This window comes from Agrilactobacillus composti DSM 18527 = JCM 14202, from assembly GCF_001436375.1.
Classification (GTDB): domain Bacteria; phylum Bacillota; class Bacilli; order Lactobacillales; family Lactobacillaceae; genus Agrilactobacillus; species Agrilactobacillus composti.
Map to the genome: position 1 here is coordinate 86,442 of NZ_AZGA01000020.1, position 16,332 is coordinate 102,773.

17 protein-coding genes are annotated in these 16,332 nt (G+C 46.9%); 6 read left to right on the forward strand and 11 right to left on the reverse strand.

Annotation, left to right across the window (positions count from 1 at the left end; all coding sequences use genetic code 11):
* Window positions 1–24 precede the first annotated feature (24 nt).
* From FC83_RS05795 to FC83_RS05820, 6 genes are all read right to left on the reverse strand, one after another.
* Entirely contained in the window at window positions 25–2,649 is a 2,625-nt protein-coding gene (locus tag FC83_RS05795) for a sigma 54-interacting transcriptional regulator (protein WP_057002513.1), read from the reverse strand.
* Window positions 2,650–2,782: 133 nt separating this feature from the next.
* A complete protein-coding gene (locus tag FC83_RS05800; RefSeq protein ID WP_035451172.1) occupies window positions 2,783–3,700 on the reverse strand; it encodes a glycoside hydrolase family 43 protein in 918 nt (305 codons plus the stop codon).
* Window positions 3,701–3,762: 62 nt separating this feature from the next.
* Window positions 3,763–4,620: a PTS system mannose/fructose/sorbose family transporter subunit IID gene (locus FC83_RS05805; protein ID WP_057002514.1), complete on the reverse strand. Its 858-nt coding sequence runs from the start codon at window positions 4,618–4,620 to the stop codon at window positions 3,763–3,765.
* A complete protein-coding gene (locus tag FC83_RS05810; RefSeq protein WP_057002515.1) occupies window positions 4,613–5,422 on the reverse strand; it encodes a PTS mannose/fructose/sorbose/N-acetylgalactosamine transporter subunit IIC in 810 nt (269 codons plus the stop codon). Before FC83_RS05810 ends, FC83_RS05805 begins: the two co-directional genes overlap by 8 nt.
* 3 nt (window positions 5,423–5,425) lie before the next feature.
* Window positions 5,426–5,920: a PTS sugar transporter subunit IIB gene (locus tag FC83_RS05815; protein ID WP_035451177.1), complete on the reverse strand. Its 495-nt coding sequence runs from the start codon at window positions 5,918–5,920 to the stop codon at window positions 5,426–5,428.
* A gap of 205 nt (window positions 5,921–6,125) precedes the next feature.
* Entirely contained in the window at window positions 6,126–7,574 is a 1,449-nt protein-coding gene (locus tag FC83_RS05820) for an alpha-N-arabinofuranosidase (protein WP_057002516.1), read from the reverse strand.
* A 314-nt stretch (window positions 7,575–7,888) separates the two neighbouring features.
* On the opposite strand from FC83_RS05820, the gene FC83_RS05825 reads away from it, so the two are divergent.
* On the forward strand, window positions 7,889–8,794 hold the full coding sequence (locus FC83_RS05825; RefSeq protein ID WP_035451179.1) for an ArsR/SmtB family transcription factor: 906 nt from the start codon (window positions 7,889–7,891) through the stop codon (window positions 8,792–8,794).
* A gap of 98 nt (window positions 8,795–8,892) precedes the next feature.
* On the opposite strand, the gene FC83_RS05830 is transcribed toward FC83_RS05825, so the two are convergent.
* A complete protein-coding gene (locus FC83_RS05830; protein WP_035451180.1) occupies window positions 8,893–9,258 on the reverse strand; it encodes a hypothetical protein in 366 nt (121 codons plus the stop codon).
* Between the two features lie 37 nt (window positions 9,259–9,295).
* Window positions 9,296–10,093 (reverse strand): tyrosine-protein phosphatase, encoded by a 798-nt coding sequence (locus FC83_RS05835; RefSeq protein WP_035451182.1) that lies wholly within the window; start codon window positions 10,091–10,093, stop codon window positions 9,296–9,298.
* 111 nt (window positions 10,094–10,204) lie between these two features.
* On the opposite strand from FC83_RS05835, the gene FC83_RS05840 reads away from it, so the two are divergent.
* From FC83_RS05840 to FC83_RS05850, 3 genes are all read left to right on the forward strand, one after another.
* Window positions 10,205–11,353, forward strand: coding sequence for a glycerate kinase family protein (locus FC83_RS05840; protein WP_057002517.1), 1,149 nt, complete (start codon window positions 10,205–10,207; stop codon window positions 11,351–11,353).
* Window positions 11,354–11,425: 72 nt separating this feature from the next.
* Entirely contained in the window at window positions 11,426–11,905 is a 480-nt protein-coding gene (locus FC83_RS05845) for a universal stress protein (RefSeq protein ID WP_035451317.1), read from the forward strand.
* A gap of 75 nt (window positions 11,906–11,980) precedes the next feature.
* Complete coding sequence (locus FC83_RS05850) at window positions 11,981–12,529, forward strand: DNA-3-methyladenine glycosylase I (RefSeq protein ID WP_052004483.1); 549 nt, start codon at window positions 11,981–11,983, stop codon at window positions 12,527–12,529.
* Between the two features lie 73 nt (window positions 12,530–12,602).
* Here the strand turns inward: FC83_RS05850 and FC83_RS05855 are convergent, their stop codons facing one another.
* On the reverse strand, window positions 12,603–12,788 hold the full coding sequence (locus FC83_RS05855) for a hypothetical protein (RefSeq protein WP_420805622.1): 186 nt from the start codon (window positions 12,786–12,788) through the stop codon (window positions 12,603–12,605).
* A 130-nt stretch (window positions 12,789–12,918) separates the two neighbouring features.
* On the opposite strand from FC83_RS05855, the gene FC83_RS05860 reads away from it, so the two are divergent.
* Entirely contained in the window at window positions 12,919–13,413 is a 495-nt protein-coding gene (locus FC83_RS05860) for a hypothetical protein (protein WP_035451184.1), read from the forward strand.
* A gap of 84 nt (window positions 13,414–13,497) precedes the next feature.
* On the opposite strand, the gene FC83_RS05865 is transcribed toward FC83_RS05860, so the two are convergent.
* Complete coding sequence (locus tag FC83_RS05865) at window positions 13,498–13,731, reverse strand: hypothetical protein (protein WP_035451186.1); 234 nt, start codon at window positions 13,729–13,731, stop codon at window positions 13,498–13,500.
* Window positions 13,732–13,921: 190 nt separating this feature from the next.
* Here FC83_RS05865 and FC83_RS05870 point away from each other — a divergent pair, with 190 nt between their 5' ends.
* The gene (locus tag FC83_RS05870; protein WP_052004484.1) at window positions 13,922–14,917 is read left to right on the forward strand and encodes a TMEM175 family protein; all 996 of its coding nucleotides are present in this window, start codon (window positions 13,922–13,924) and stop codon (window positions 14,915–14,917) included.
* 95 nt (window positions 14,918–15,012) lie between these two features.
* On the opposite strand, the gene FC83_RS05875 is transcribed toward FC83_RS05870, so the two are convergent.
* Window positions 15,013–16,203, reverse strand: a complete 1,191-nt coding sequence (locus FC83_RS05875) for an MFS transporter (protein WP_035451187.1) — start codon at window positions 16,201–16,203, stop codon at window positions 15,013–15,015.
* Between the last annotated feature and the right edge of the window lie 129 nt (window positions 16,204–16,332).

Consider the following 16,332-nt stretch of genomic DNA (forward strand, 5'->3'; position numbering starts at 1 on the left):
AAAATAGGTCAGAACCGTCTGGGGTTATGAATCAATTCTAGGGGTATCGCCATCACTGACAATTGCTTGAAATAGCTGATATAACAAGGATAGCTCGTAGCCGTTAATGTCGATATGGTACTTCAATTCCAGCGGTTTACAAATGCCTTTGGCCACGTCAAAAAATTCTTGTTCCTGGGTATTTTCCGGGGTTAGATCATTGGCCTGGGTGGCGCCGGCCCCGGTCATTAAACGTTCAACCATCAGCGAAATGTGCATGTAAAGATTGAGTTTAATTTTACCGTCTAGTTTCACATGATAATAGTGCTCGAATTTGTAAATGACCGTCTCCACTTCTTGGATGATCACCGACGGATTCAAGAAAGACAGGCGTTCCGTGACCCCTTCGATGGATAAGAAGCGGACGATGCGATTGTACAAGTCATCAAAGGTGGGTTGGTCCACATATGGTTTCAACACATCGTGCAAGAAGACTTGGCCGTCGGGGGTTAATAAGTCATAGATATTGATGTTGGGGATGGTGAAGGATTTGGGCAAATTGGTGGTGGTGATCACCAGCAAGGTGGATTCAAATTCACTGCGGTCATTGGCCCGAACACTTTGTTGCAGGTGACTGAAGTCCATGGTCACCAGGCTGATTTGCTGTCCCAGCACTTCTTGGAAAATATCCCGTAATTTCTCAGAAATACCTAAACCCGACATACAGGAAATCACAATATTTTGCCCCTTGGCAAAGCCTTCAAAGTATTGGGCTGAAATGGCGTAATCATTACGGGCATGTTCGGCGATTTGGTCAAAGGGCAGGCGACTTTGAATCTTCAAGGCCACATCTAAGGCTGTGGCGGTGGTCAAATTATTGATCACCAGTACGTCCCCATTCAGGGCATTTTTGATTTGCCGGTACAATTGGCTCAATGACCCCATATCGATCAGTAAAATAAAGCCATTGGCGGTGTCAAAGGCGTCCACCACGTTCTTGGCTTCTACGATGAGTTGGTCAATGGTGGTATCAATGGGCATATCGATGGCGTCCACTAAATAAGTGCCACACAGTTGGTTCACCACCGATTGAATACTGGTGGCGGTGCGGCTGCCATGGGCCACCATTAAACAGCGCAGGGGAATTTTTTCATCCACCAGTTCACTGATGCAACAGGCTAATAACGCCGCCAGGAGTTTATGACTATTTCGGTCTAAAATCGGTAGACTGGTATAAAAACGGGCCGCCACGTGTACTGAGCGGGGGTAGTTGTTGGCCACTTCTTGTTGCAGGTGTTTTAATTGTTCATCAGAAACAACCACCCGCTGGGCATACAGGCGAAAGAAGATGGCTTCATACTCAGAAGTGCTTTTAAGGCCAAAACGATGGCGAACCACTTGATTGTAAAACCGTTGGTGCAGGCTGTGTAGAATGGGCCGTTGAATCGGTTCATGGCGATGTTGAGCCGCTAAATTCTGGATCATCAAGCGACTGGCAGCAGCTGTGGGGTGGGGATGGGTGGTTAAGAAGTGTTGAATCGTACTGGCATCGACTTGCTGTTGGTCATTGGGCAGGTGCAGCGGCATATTTTGAGCAATCGTCATTGGGGTTGAAAACAGCTGACCAGCATCATGAAAGGCAATATCTTCGCCTTCAAAATCTGCTAGAGTAATGACCATGAGCTTGGCATCAGCCTTGGGTTCCCGGGTATTGGCCCGGGCACAGGCGACTTTAATGAGGTTTTTCAAATAGCCCACGTTCCCCACTGGTTTGAGTTGGGTCAGCATTTGCACCACGTCGGGTTTGATTTGTAAATTACTTTCAAAACGTTGGGCTTCATCGTGAAATAAGGTGCGGATAAAGGCTAAGCGTTCATCCAGGGGCCGATCTTCATAAGGACTGACGTGCACGTTCACCGGGACCCGGCGGCGAAAGGTGTCTAACAAGACCGCCTGGGGATCTTCAGTGGTGGCCAAAATCAAGCGGACTGAAGCGCTGCTATCCCGCTGGTTTTCACCAATAGGCCGGAAATGGCCAGTGTCCATGAAGGTAAACAGTTTTTCCTGATTTTCACCAGATAGACGGTGGATTTCATCCAACAGTAAATAACCCCCGTCTGCAGCTTGAAGTAAGCCCGTCTTATTGTGTAGTGCGCCCGTGAAGGCCCCCTTGATGTAGCCAAACAGAATAGAAGATAACAACTCGGGATTATTGGCATAGTCCGCACAGTTCAAAACTTTAAGGGGCGCGTCAGTGGCGATGACTTGGGTTTCTTTAGCATAGTTATAGATGCGATGGGCCAAATAGGTCTTACCCACGCCGCTTTTACCGGTGAGTAAAATATTCAAGCCACCGTTGGGATATTTCACCGCGGCGATACATTTGCGGATATTATCCAGTTGACTGCCGTTAGCCCCGATGATTTTTTGAAGGGCGTGAAGCTGCAAAGGGGTATTTGCAACGGCTGGCGTAGTTTGAATCAGCTGCCAGCGGACGGGTCGACCGGGGATTTTTTTCACCTTTTGTTCGGCTAATAGCTGTGATAAATAGTGACTGGTCACCGAGCGGCTTAGGGCCAAGACTTCGGCAATGGCCATGGTGGTCACCGCATCGGTTTGTTCAGTTAATTGGGTTAAGGTGTCTAAGACACGTTTTTTGGCGGATACCATCGCACATTCTCCTTGTTCTGGTTTGAAAGCCTTTTTACGATTTAATGTAGCATTTTCACGGATTGAAAACAAGCAGTGTTCAAAAAGCCTAGTGTTTAATAATAGAATTTGGTTTAAACACTAACCCATGTTTTTAAAGCTGGCCGCCAAAGGGCTGTTCTACCCAAGGAATGGTTAAATCCCGACCCTGGATGTCAATAGGTAAGATACTATAACCGGAGTGCTTCAGGTCAAAACGTTGCCAGTGGTCGAGCATTAAATAATAGTGACCATCAACTTGGAGGACAAACGTGGGCTGGCCGTCGTAGGTGGTGCTGGCTTTAGGGCCGGTGCAAGGATTATTGATCAACTTTTGATTAGAAAACAAAAAGTGACCGCGAGAAAACAGAGCGGGATTGGGACGCCAGCCGGTACAGCCGGAAGTGATGGTGAAATACCAGTCGCCTTCATGAAAGACCGTGGGGGCTTCTCTTTCCTGATCCACGAAAGCCTTGGCATTAAAGCCGGTGAAACCCGTGAAGTCTTCGGTCAGTTCGCTGAAATACAGCGTTTTGTTCATGTCGGAACTGTGGATCAAATAAGCCTGGTCGCCATCTTGGAAAAGAGTCATATCCCGACTTTCCTTGCCGTTGGGCCGTAGGACTTTTTGGACTTGAAAAGGCCCAGTTGGGCCGGTGGCCACCGCCACTAAATTGCCGGCGAATTTATAATCCGGGGTGTCGTAGTGGCACCACATGACAAAGTGCTGGTTGGCAGCATCATATAGCACCTTTGGCCGTTCGCAGATACTGGCTTGGGTCAAGGTGTTAGTGGGGTCGGTGGCTTGGCTCAAGACGATACCGGCGTTGTGCCAAGTTTTTAAATCTAGCGAGCTGTAACAAGAAATACCCACAAAGGGCACCATGTTGACGCCCGCCGCATTTAGATAGTTAGCCACTCCTTTATTTTCGCCATACCAATAATAAGTGCCATCGTGTTGTAAAATCATGCCGCCGTGGGCTTGAATCAAGTCCCCGGCATCATCTAGCCAAGGTTGGCCATTTTTATTCATTGTCGATTACATCCTTTCCACACGAAAACGCAGCCCATCGATTGATGACTGCGTCCAAAAATTTATGCCCCGGTAATTCCCAGGAAGGTCAAGATAAAGCCTAATAACACGACACCCACTAAAACCAGCACCGGATTTTTGCCCTTGCGCAACAGTACGAAGCAAATGACAGATAGGGCCAGTGGTAAAAGGCTGGGCATGATTTGGTCAAAAACTTTTTGCAGGGCAAAGACATTGCCGTTGATCTTGGTTTTGAATACCAGCGGGAATTTCACCAACGTGGCGATCATCCCCCCCACAACGGTGACCCCTACAATTGAAGTAGCCTTGGTGAACATGGTCATCAAACCATCTTGCACAGCTTTGGCGATATATTTACTCCCTAATTTATAACTGTACTTTTGCCCGTACCAACGCACAGCGATGTTAGGGATCAAACCAATCACGGATACTAATAAGACCGCCATATTCCCGGCCTTGGCAAAACTGATGCCGATGCCGGCTAAAATCAAGCCCCAAACGCCGGCGAAGAAGGTATCGCCAATGCCGGCCATGGGCCCCATGAGCCCGATTTTCATCCCGCTGATACCAGCTGTATCAAAGGTGCCGGCGGGGGCTTTAGCGTTTTCTTGTTCCATGGAGACCGCCAAACCAGACACAATACCGTTCATATTAGGCGTGGTGTTATAAAATTCCATGTTTCGTTTCATGGCTTCCCAGAATTTATCTGGGTCATCTTTATAAATTTTTTTATAAATTGGGGCATGGATCCAATCCCAAGCCACCCCTTGCTGACGGGTATAACTCATGTTAAAGCCCAGCCACATGTTCCGCCAAAATAGGCGTTTGGTCAGTTTCTTTTCATCGGCATTAAGCTGTAAATTATTATCTTTTTGTGGTGCTGCTTGTGCATCAGTCATTGAAGAAATCCCCCTCATCATCGCTATTGACATTATTGGTAGTACTGAGACTATTGCTCTTTTTAACTTCATTGATATGCCGGTCGATAAAGAACATAACCAGCCCAAAGACGACCCCGAACAAACTGATGGCCATAATTGGCAATTTCAGATAAGCGGCTAACACAAAACCGGCAATGAAAAATGGCAAAAATTCAATGTTCCAAACGAATTTCAACAACATGCCCATCCCAACGGCTGGCAACATGCCTGCCGCAACGGTCAAACCACTCAAGAGCGGCTTAGGAATGCTGGTGACAAAGGCTTTGATACCATGCGTGCCTAATAAGACGGCTAAAAAGGCTAAAATGAAGTATGTAAAGATATACACGCCCATTTGGATCCACCATAAACGATTGAATTTGCGTAAGTTCCGTTGATCAATGTATCTGTCGAAAATTTCCACGTTGGTGGTGAACCAGAATTTCAGCAAGTTCCAAACCACTACGGCCAGCATGGAGATTGGCACGGCTAAAGCCACCCCGATGGCGGGTTTTTGGTTCAAAATCAAGGCAAACCCTAGCCCTAATGCCCCACCAAAACCAGTATCTTGGGGTAAAACGGCCCCAATTTGCATGACCCCGTAAAAAGCCAAGGCAATGGCAGCATCGATCATTAAGGCATTGACCGGATCTTTACCCAATAACAAGGCCAAAATTGGTGTGAAGAAGAAGGGCATGACTTGGCCAAAGGAGCCATAAGCCCCGATCCATTTACCCCAAGCAACAAACAGCGCAATAATAAAGGCTTGATACAGTAACATAAATTATTCCCCCTTGAGTAAACTTGCAAATGGTTTGGGACTATCAGTTGGGAGCGGCTGGTACACGAAGTTTTTCGCTAAGGTATTAATTTCTTTGACCTGGGCCAGTTCTTCGTCGTTAAGGTAGACCGTTTCGTTGATCTTATGCTTGTTTTCAATATCACCGCTGACCCGACCCACGTTGGCAATATCGACTTTCGTGTCCCCCGGGTCAACTTGTTGGACGATTTGATATAAATCATTGACGTTATTCACCAACACCAACATCTTAAACCGGGCACCTCTGGGATCATTGGCCATGGCAATGGCTTTTTTCACTGGGACGATGGCCACTTTCACCTTGGCTGGGGCCGCTAACAGTAACGCATTTTTTTGAATATCACTGGCAGCAGCTTTATCATTGGCTACGATGATACGATCAAGACCCAGTTGTTTGGTCCAAAGTAGGGCCACTTGACCGTGGATCAAGCGGTCATCAACTCTCATCATTTCAATCATTCCGAACACCTCCAAAATATTTGGTTTCCCTAAGTCAAAGCTGGCCTAGTTAAACGCTTTCATATAACTATAAGCAAATAACGTGCCAAACCCGGTATAACACGGTTTGTCACTTTCTGTTTAGATTTTGGTTGCTTGTTGACCACAACTGTGACCATGCAAAAACCCCCGCAGCAAATGAAACTGCTGCGGGGGCTCATTGACACTAAGCTAAGCTAAGGGTAATAATGCTCTTGGCAGGCAAGGTGAGTTGCAAGGTACCGTCCTTCAAAGTAGCCTTGGTAAATTTAGCTTCTTGAATGGCTTCGGGATCTTCAAAACTATTGTGGGCGTCCATGGTCGGTGCCGTTAAAATGGTGGCTGCGGTGATTTGCTTAAAGCCAGGCCCCACGTTGAAGGTCAGGGGAGCAGCGGCAGTTAAATCATAGTTGGTCAAGGACAGGGTCAATGCCCCGTCTTTTTGCGAAGCGGTATAGTCGGTGTGTGCCGGCAAATCGCCAATACCAGTGACTTGCTGAGCATCCATATGTTGTTGATACATGTCAAAGACATAATAAGTCGGGGTCTTGACCATGTTAGGCCCATCCGTCAATAACATGGCCTGCAGGACGTTGACGGTTTGGGCAATGTTAGCCATGCGTACCCGATCAGCATGTTTGTGGAAAATATTCAAAGTGATGGCGGCCACCATGGCATCCCGCAGGGTATTTTGTTGCTGTAAGAAGCCAGGATTTGTGCCCGGGGTCACATCGTACCAAGTACCCCATTCATCCACGATCAAACTGGCTCTTTTTTCTGGGTCATATTGATCCATGATGGTGGCGTGGCGGGTGACCAACTCCTCCATATGTTGGGCGTGTTTGATGGTGGCGTACCATTGGTCTTCAGGAAAATCTGTGGCGCTGCCTTTGTGGGACCAGTCATCGGTGGGGATGGTGTAGTAGTGCAGGCTTAAGGCATCTAAGTACTTGCCGGCAATTTTCATCACCGTGTCGGTCCAATGGTAATCCCCGGCATTGGGGCCACAGGCGACTTTATACAAAGGCTTGTCCGCATCATAGTGGTGGACAAAGGTGCGGTACTGCCGGTAAACATCCGCATAATATTCCGGGCGCATATTGCCACCGCCGCCCCAGGATTCATTACCGATGCCAAAGAACTTCACCCGCCAAGGGGCAGTTTGGCCGTTTTGTTGCCGCAATTTAGACATGGGGGACTCCCCAGGCATGGTCATGTATTCGATCCATTCCGCCATTTCCTGTACCGTTCCACTGCCCACGTTGCCGTTAATATAGGCATCTGCCCCCAGTTGGTGTAATAACTCAAAATACTCATGGGTGCCAAAAGCATTGTCCTCCGTGACTTTGCCCCAGTTCATGTTGACGATTTTCTTCCGGTCGGCTTTAGGACCGATGCCATCTTGCCAATGATAAGTATCGGCGAACAAGCCCCCGGGCCAGCGTAAAACGGGGATGTGAATGGCCTTTAAGGCGTTGACCACATCGCTGCGCATCCCGTGGACATTGGGAATATCCGAATTCTCGCCCACGTAGATGCCCCCATAAATCCCCGTACCGAGATGTTCGGAGAATTGACCATAAAGGTATTTACTAATTGTGGGGCCGCTCTTTTCAGTTAAAAGTGTAATTGACATGTTATCCAGACCTTTCTAAAATACCAAAATATCATAACATTAGCATTAACATTTAATACTAATTAAACAACAGAAACCTGTTCGGTTATTAATATAAAGGTTTAAAATACAGAAGTAAAGCGCTTTTTTACAAAAATAACACAATTAAATATATTAATTTTTATCATATTTACTTCTCGGGAAAGCTTAAAAATACTGTTTAAACATAACATAAAGCGGAATATAGTCTAAACACTATTTATGGTTGGACAAGTTCAGACTTTGGCGCTAAGATATTAATTAAAATATTAATACGAAAGTTGGCAGGTTAAACCATGGATCTTGATATCTCAGACAAGTCGCTGCCGGTATTTGCGGCCTTGGACAGTAAGGTGCGGGTAGAGATCATTCAATTGCTCTCCAAACAAAAAATGAACGTTTCCGAAATCGCCCAAGCTATCGGCTTAAGCAGTCCCATTACCATCATGCATTTAAATAAGTTGCGGGATGCGAACCTTATTCGCACAGAAAAGCAGGGCAATCAACGGATTTCCAGCTTACAGGTGGATAAGATCAATATTACTTTTCCCAAACAGTTATATATTCCTTATGAAAATTGGCAGGTTGAACTGCCCATTGGCCAGTTCACGGATTTTGATGTGCAGCCATCTTGTGGCTTAGCTGGGCAAACCGGGTTCATTGGTAAGGTGGATAATCCCAGCTATTTCATGGACCCAGAGCGGTCGGAAGCGGGGATGCTGTGGTTTGCCAAGGGTTTTGTGGAATATAAAGTTCCTAATTATTTAGCCAGTGATCAACAGCTGGAAATGATTGAATTATCTGCGGAATTAAGCTCAGAGTTCCCATTTTCCAATAACAACTGGCCCTCAGACATTTCCGTGAGCTTAGACGGCCACAATATTGGCGTCTGGACCAGCCCCGGGGACTTCTCCGATGTTCGGGGCCGCTATACGCCCAAATGGGTCTATAACGATATGAATCAATATGGGATGTTGAAATCCTTTAGAATTTCTAAACACGGGTCCTTTATCGACGGTCAGTATGCCGCTGAGACCCAAATCGCCGACATCGACACCACCAAAGCTTCTTGGACCTTGCGCTTTGAGGTCAAAGACTCCGCTAAAAACGTGGGGGGATGTACGATTTTTGGCAACAAGTTCGGCAACCATGACCAGGGTATTAAAGGAACATTTTATTTCAGTGATACGACCCTGGGCTAGTTAGACAATGTCAAGATACACTAAAACGCCTTTTGCAAGACTGTCTGATTAGGCAGCTTGGCAAAAGGCGTTTCTTTTTTAGTGTTTGCTATAATTTCTTAATCCACAAAAATCAATTGAAATTCATGCTTATCCCCATCAATATTCACGGATAAATGGCGATTCAAGTCATCCACGACCTTTTGACTAAAGGCAACTTTATCTTCAAAGGCGGTGAACTGCGCGGTGAAGGGATTGGCATTAAAGTCATAATTACTGCTGATGAAAGACGGATCACTGACAAAGCGCAGGTTGTTTTCTTCATGAAAAGAACCTGGGGCTAGCACCGAGTCAATATAGCTGTAAAGTTCTTCCGGGGTATAATTCAGCGGGCTTTTGGCCTGAACTGTCACCGTGTATTCCGTATAGGCATCAATTAAGTGGTCATCCAAAGTAATTTGGGTCAATGCTTGATAAAGTTTCATAATAAAAATCTCCCTAAGTTTCTAAACAAAAATTAAGCTAGTCCGTTAGATATATTTGTTTTAAATCCTGTAAATCTTGCTTGGATAGGTCTAAAACATCCTTGAGATATTGGTCAGTGGTCCCAGAAGTTTTGGCGATTTCAGCTTCGGCTTCCCGGATAAAGGCAATGTCCACTGAAGATAAATAACGAATACTGCGTAGCATGCTGTCGGTGGCCCCACCCGCCTTGGCGTCTGCTAAAATAGCGTCGATTTTTGCCTTGTATGTTTGATTGGTCAACATATAGTCGGCTTCAATAGTGGCTTCGGGGACACCAAGGGCGCTTAATAAGAAGAAAGCCCCCATCCCCGTGCGGTCCTTGCCAGCGGTACAGTGGAACAGTAATACTTGATTATCATCTGAATTTGCCAATAAATTAGCGAAAAATTCCCGATAGGCCCGTTGGGATGTCTTTTGGGTCACCATATTACGATAGACCCGCAACATTTCGGTATAGCCCATATCCGGATTTTCCCGTAACTCGTCATCTAGTTGTTGCGGCGTCTTGGAACTCTTGGTTTCATCGTAATCAAAGACGGGTAAGTGGCGATATTGGGTCCCTTCAGGCAGCTTGTCAGGCTCCTTGGCCAGCTCATCATCGGAGCGAAAATCCACATCAATGAGTACCCCATAATTTTGCAAATAAGCCAAGTCCAAGTGATCTAAGGTGCTGAGCTTGGCTGAACGCACGGCTTTACGGTACTTGATGCGCCGATTGTCTTTGGTTTGGTAGCCACCAAGTTCCCGGAAATTAATGCCGGTTTGTAAGTCTAAAACACGCTGCTCTTCCAACATGTCATCAAATCCTCTCGTAGTTTCCTATGGTATTCATGTTAACACATTTTTGTAAAATTGTTGGTATAATAAATGAGATAAGTTGCTGACAAGCTATAAAGGAGTCTTTCAATGAAAGTAGTAATTGCCATGGATAGTTTCAAGGGGAGTGCGGACACCCAAAGTATTGGCGCAGCAGTGGCTGCGGGGGTGCACCAAGCCGATCCCAATGCCCAAACCCAAGTCTATCCCATCGCTGATGGCGGGGAGGGGACGTTGGCAGCCATGCGGGAATTTATCGGTGGCACGGTGAAAAAAGTTGCCATCGTGGATGACTTCAATCAAAACCGCTTAGCGCAATATTTGCTGACGGACTTAGCGGGGCAACGCCTGGCGATCATTGAGGCAGCGCAGGCGGTGAGTTTGAGTTTCTCGGATACTAAAACCGCTGAGGAGCGCTACCAGGCTTCAAGTTTTGGCCTGGGGCAATTGATATTAGATGCCTTGACCAGCGGGGCCAGCCAGCTCATTGTGACGCTAGGGGGTTCTGGGACCACCGATGGGGGCTTGGGGCTGTTGCAGGCCCTGGGCGCCACGGTTTACGATGACCAAGATAACGTGATTCCCCACGGGGTGAATCCCTTAATCAATTTTGCCAAATTTGAGCTTAATAACGCCCGCCAGTTATTGGCCAAGGTGGATTTGATATTAGCCCCCGATGTGAGTGCACCCTTAAGCGGTAAGCAGGGGGCGGCCTTATTTTTTGGGGCCCAAAAAGGTTTAGACCCCAAGCAAATGAAGCACTTAAACCAAAAATTAATCTTACTAGGCGCCCAGGCCCAACAGGATTTGAACACGGATATCGCCAATTTACCTGGGGCTGGCGCGGCCGGGGGCCTTGGCTTTGGCCTATATCTATTAGGGGGACGCTATGAACAAAATGGCTTCCATACCTTAGCAGACTTAGCCGGGATCACTGCGGCCGTGCAAGGCGCAGATCTGGTGATCACCGGCGAAGGCCGCATGGATACCCAAACCAGTTTGGGCAAGGTCCCCCAGGGAATGGCCGATATTGCCAACCACTACCATAAACCAATTATTGCCCTAGTGGGTCAGCGGGCGGCGGATTTAGGAGCCCTGGGCGACCAATTTGCTGGAGTTTTTGCCATTCAACTGGCCCCGGGGACGTTGTTGGCAGCCATGAATAAAGCCAATACCTTGTTAGGGGTGCAAGTTCTCGCCCGAGAAATTGTTAAATTCTATCAAAGTATTTATAAATAAATCATTAATTCTTGAATTGCCGGGGGCAGTAGATTATTCTTAATATGTAAAGCAGAAAGCGAGATGATCAGTATGCTACAAGAATATACAAACATTTTAGTACCAGTTGATGGTTCCAAAGAAGCTGAACTGGCTTTGAACAAGGCGGTACAAGTTGCCAAATTAAATAAAGCCCATTTAGATATTTTAAATGTGTTAGATACCAAACAATTTATTGGTGGCTACGGTGGCATGTTGTCCGGGGATGCCATTTATCAAATTTCCGAAGATGCCCAAGACTATCTGAAGAATTTGGCTGAATCTATTCAAAGTAAATATGATATTAAAGATGAAGATTTGGCGGTCCACGTGCGTTTTGGCAATCCTAAGACGGTCATTTCCCACGATTTCCCCAAAGACCATAAGAATGATTTGATCATGATCGGGGCCACGGGGCTAAATGCCGTGGAACGGGTCTTAGTGGGTTCCGTCACGGAATATGTCAACCAGCACGCTTTGTGCGATGTTTTGATTGTCAAGACTGACGAAGATAACAAACCTGTCAAAAAATAAATGTGCTATATGTGACCTAAAAACAACTTAGGGGGACTTTGCAGTCTCCCTTTTTGGTACCAGGAGGTTTTTTGCATGTCCTTTGACCCTAAAACCATCCCCTGGCCCCTAGACACCCCTGAAATAATCGCTTATTCTAGGGATGAGTGGGGCCAATCCTTGCATGGGGATCAAGCGTTATTTGAACTGTTGAGTTTAGAAATTTTTCAAGCGGGGCTGAGCTGGCAGCTGATTTTAAAGCGCCGGGCCCATATGAAACGGGTCTTTTTAGACTTTGATATCGCTAAAGTGGCCCAAATGACCCCAGCCCAAGCGGCTGAAATTTTACAAGATCCCAAAATGATCCGCAATAAGTTGAAAGTCAACGCCACCATTCACAATGCCCAAGTGATTGCGGCCATGCAGGCCCAAGGGCAAAGTTTCGATAATTTTGTCTGGGACTTTGTGGGTGGTCAACCCGTGCAAGCCCGACCCAAGTCTGCCGCGGAAATTCCCACAGTGTCCCACTTGTCGGAATTGATGACCAAAGCCTTTAAAAAACAAGGTTTTAAATTCATTGGTCCCACCATCATGTATTCGTACATTCAAGGGGCCGGCTTGGTGGATAACCACCTGGTGTTATAAAAGGACCACAAAAAAGCAGCTGCCCCTGGGGCAACTGCTGGTGATCTATGATTATTGGTATCACGGATTGGTATCACGCCCGTTTTTGCTTAGGCTGTGTCGCGAGTAAATTGGGGATTCTCATCAGGTGTTCCCCCGGCTTCAAGGCTAGAATGTAGCCATTCTTCAGTCGCATGGTGTAGGTCACGTGATACGCTAACTTGATTGGCTTGCCCCGATAATCGATAATGGGTAATTCGGTATACTTCGATTGCATCATAGGTAACACGTCCTTCCGATACTTGCAGTGAATCAACGACTACCTACTATTAGTATAACTTTTCTTAAAGCTTTCTTAAACTTTCTTTAAACGATTTAACACAATTGAAATGTAATTTTGGAGGTAAATTATGGCACAAACAGAAATTTCTAAGCTGGCTGACTGGCTAGAAGCCCATAAGGACGGCATTGCCGACCGCAGTCAGCGCCTTGACAAGAACCGGGTTTTCCAAGTGATCGATAATCTGAAAGTTTTGAACCAACCCATTAATACTTACTTAGAAATGTCTGAAGAACATTACTATGAGACCGAATCTGATCACTTGTTCACTTTAGACGCGGGAGCTACGAAGCTGAGTGCGTTAAAAGACCGCATCATGATCAACCACGTGGATGGTTCCCCAGATGAAAATGAATTGACCTTCCATTACAACCACGAAAATGCCTTTGAAGGCGGCTATGTGGTCAAAGTGGATCTAAATATTTTGACCTACGGCTTTGAAGTGGTGGGGGCCGCTGCCGAATTGGTCAGTGACACAGTTTTAAAAGATAAATTATCTAAAGATGCCGTGGTCAGCCTAGGTCTGGCCGCCGCTTGCATCGACGATTGGCAAAATCATAAGTAATGCAACTTGCAAAAATGGCGCCAACAACACGTTGCCGACGCCATTTATCTATTTATAAAAGTGGCTGTGTAACACCACTAGTTTTTATTCCACCGCTAGCCAGTCATTGTCTAATAACTGGTGTTGTTTTTTCAATAATGGGACCCAAATTTTAGCTTGTCTGATTTTATCTAGGATACGCCAAAAAATGGGGTCCTTTTTTTGTTGGTCAGTCACGTTCACTTGGATGATATGCCCGCTTTCGGTCAAGGCATAAATATTTGGATATTGAACATCGAATAACATTGTTGAGATAACATCATTTTGATCTGGTGTCATAATTATCAACTCCTTATGTCTATATACTATAATAGCCAGTTGTGATAGTCATCGGACTAAATGATGACTATTTATCAGGTCTTTGTTCCCAATTTGTGAACATTTTGTTATCACCCCAATTATGGGCGGGCAAATTTGGATTTTCGGCGTATAATATGGCCCAGATAACTTGTCCTGGGAGGATTTTTGGATGGAAAAACTCAAAACACGGCTAGACGCCTTTAGTGATGCCATTATTGCCATTATCATCACCATTATGGTCTTGGATATCCCACCGGTACTGCGGGATTCCTGGCCGAATTATTTAAAGCTCTCAAAATCCATTGGTATTTTCTTCATCAGTTTTATTTTTGTGGCCAATATGTGGTATCAGCACGGTACAGCCTTTGAAGAAATCGACACCATGACTTATCGCATCTTGATTTTAGATATCTTCTTTTTGGCGGTATTGTCCCTGATCCCCTTATTCACCAATATGATGGCGGCCAATACCACCCGGATCACGGTGATGTTGTACGGCATCTTACAAGCTTTAGTGAATATCATCTTCCGCGCACTGGCCAAGGCCATCATCCATTTGCAGTACACGGATAAAGGGGCCATGCAAAAGGTTTACGTGAAGATTTATGGCAGTGTCTCAAATTACATGAATCCCATTAGCCTATTGGCCATTGTGGTGGCCTTCTTCTTTCCGGAAGTGGCTTTGTTCTTATATCTGGCTTATCCCATCATCATGTTCTTAATGAACAGTGAGGCCCGCCAGCAGATGTATGATGTGGCTCAATTGCCCGAGGCCCAGCAACAAGACTTCACCACATTTAACGCCGATGACCAGCGGGCCTTTCGTAAGGCCCAGCGCCAGATCCGCAAAAATGCCTATAAAGTCGCGGAACAAGCGGCCGCCAGCAGTCTTAAAAAGCCGACAACCCCTAAAACACCGCCGCAACCCGCCCCTAAGTCGGATTTCAGTGGTCGTATGCTGCCAGAGGACTTATCCAAGTGGCTGGATCAAAACGTCAATCCCGCCCAACAGCGCCGGATGACAGAACGCTATAGTAGGTCTTCTGAGGCTCAACGACAACAACTGGCCCAATGGGTCAAGGAACGGCAAAAACAGCAGCAGGGCCGTCCTAAACGGCCGAAAAAGCCCACACCACCGCCAAAGGACCCGGATCAAAGGGCCTAGGGGGACAAGGACTACTTTTTAAACATATTAAAACGGGTCTCTTGAAGTTGTTCGCCAACTTTGAGAGACCCGTTTTGTGTATTGCAGTTCAAATTTTAAAGGATGTTTTTGGTGTGGCGTAAAGTCCGCTGTAATAGTTCGGTAACTGTCAACAGGATAATCCCGAAGAGCAGTAGGTAAATTGGGAAGAGGTTCATGGTGATGGTGCCGGCTAACCAGCCAAATAATGGGGGCATGAAGGTGGTTCCCAGGTAAGCGGCGGCCATTTGTACCCCAATGATGGCTTGGGAGTATTGAGCCCCAAAATTCATGGGGGTGGCGTGGATGATGGCGGGAAAAATTGGGGCACAGCCCAGGCCAGTGATAATCAGGCCGGCTAAAGCGGCTTTGGTGGGCAGGGGCAAGAGAATCAAGGCGATGCCAACCAGGGCCAGGCCCGCGCCCCAGCGGATCAGGCGCCGATCCCCCAGGCGGTCGGCCACAAAGCCCGTGAGAAAACGGCCCCCGGTGATGCCTAAGTAAAAGAAGGAGGCAAAACTCGCGGCGGTCTCAAGGGGCACCCCGCGAGCCTGGGCCAAATAACTGCTGGCCCAAATTCCAGCGGTTTGTTCCACGGCGCTATAGGCAAAAAATGCGGCTAACACAAAGGGGACGCCAGGTATCTTGAAAATTTGTGGCAAGCGCAGGGGTGCCACCGGTGCTTTGGGGGCAGTGGTTTTTGCAGCCTGCTGTTGCTGTTTTGATTGCCGCCACAGGGGCAAGGTGAGCAGTAAAATGGCGGCTAAGCCAATTTGTAAGAGGCCCACGATGCGATAGCCCCCGGTCCAACCCCGGCCGCTGCTCAGGGCAAAGCTCATGATATAAGGACTAATGGCCGCACCGACACCCCAAAAACTGTGGAGCCAGCTCATGTGCCGGGCAGCGTAATGTAGGGCCACATAATTGTTCAAAGCCGCATCCACGGCCCCGGCACCCATGCCATAGGGGATGGCCCAAAGACATAACTGCCAGAACTCCCCAGCAAAAGAAAAGCCCAACAGCGCAACGGCGGTGGTGCCAACACTCACAGCCGTCACCAGCCCGGCCCCAAAGCGCTGGGTCAGCCGATCAGATAAGATGCTGGAAACAATGGTGCCCCCAGCAATCAACATGGTGATGATCCCCGCAGCCGCCATGGGGACGCCCAAGGCCGTATGCATCACCGGCCAGCCGGCTCCAATCAAGGAATCCGGGAGACCTAAACTAATAAACGCGATATAAATAATCGCCAACAATAACGAATACAACTACTTCACTCCTCGATTTGAAAACGCATTCGTTTATTATAACAAATCAGCCGGCGGGAATTGGCGATAAAGCTGAAAATCTAATTCGGTTGCCATTATTGCTGAAATAATTCGATTTTGGCCAAATAA

What these genes read in the sequence shown, in the direction of transcription:
- FC83_RS05860 (WP_035451184.1), top strand. Translation starts at nt 12,919, where the DNA reads ATGGCACAAACAGAAATTTCTAAGCTGGCTGACTGGCTAGAAGCCCAT.
- FC83_RS05845 (WP_035451317.1), top strand. Translation starts at nt 11,426, where the DNA reads ATGCTACAAGAATATACAAACATTTTAGTACCAGTTGATGGTTCCAAA.
- FC83_RS05815 (WP_035451177.1), bottom strand. Translation starts at nt 5,920, where the DNA reads ATGATTGAAATGATGAGAGTTGATGACCGCTTGATCCACGGTCAAGTG.
- FC83_RS05820 (WP_057002516.1), bottom strand. Translation starts at nt 7,574, where the DNA reads ATGTCAATTACACTTTTAACTGAAAAGAGCGGCCCCACAATTAGTAAA.
- FC83_RS05810 (WP_057002515.1), bottom strand. Translation starts at nt 5,422, where the DNA reads ATGTTACTGTATCAAGCCTTTATTATTGCGCTGTTTGTTGCTTGGGGT.
- FC83_RS05855 (WP_420805622.1), bottom strand. Translation starts at nt 12,788, where the DNA reads ATGATGCAATCGAAGTATACCGAATTACCCATTATCGATTATCGGGGC.
- FC83_RS05865 (WP_035451186.1), bottom strand. Translation starts at nt 13,731, where the DNA reads ATGACACCAGATCAAAATGATGTTATCTCAACAATGTTATTCGATGTT.
- FC83_RS05830 (WP_035451180.1), bottom strand. Translation starts at nt 9,258, where the DNA reads ATGAAACTTTATCAAGCATTGACCCAAATTACTTTGGATGACCACTTA.
- FC83_RS05800 (WP_035451172.1), bottom strand. Translation starts at nt 3,700, where the DNA reads ATGAATAAAAATGGCCAACCTTGGCTAGATGATGCCGGGGACTTGATT.
- FC83_RS05840 (WP_057002517.1), top strand. Translation starts at nt 10,205, where the DNA reads ATGAAAGTAGTAATTGCCATGGATAGTTTCAAGGGGAGTGCGGACACC.
- FC83_RS05825 (WP_035451179.1), top strand. Translation starts at nt 7,889, where the DNA reads ATGGATCTTGATATCTCAGACAAGTCGCTGCCGGTATTTGCGGCCTTG.
- FC83_RS05835 (WP_035451182.1), bottom strand. Translation starts at nt 10,093, where the DNA reads ATGTTGGAAGAGCAGCGTGTTTTAGACTTACAAACCGGCATTAATTTC.
- FC83_RS05870 (WP_052004484.1), top strand. Translation starts at nt 13,922, where the DNA reads ATGGAAAAACTCAAAACACGGCTAGACGCCTTTAGTGATGCCATTATT.
- FC83_RS05850 (WP_052004483.1), top strand. Translation starts at nt 11,981, where the DNA reads ATGTCCTTTGACCCTAAAACCATCCCCTGGCCCCTAGACACCCCTGAA.
- FC83_RS05805 (WP_057002514.1), bottom strand. Translation starts at nt 4,620, where the DNA reads ATGACTGATGCACAAGCAGCACCACAAAAAGATAATAATTTACAGCTT.
- FC83_RS05795 (WP_057002513.1), bottom strand. Translation starts at nt 2,649, where the DNA reads ATGGTATCCGCCAAAAAACGTGTCTTAGACACCTTAACCCAATTAACT.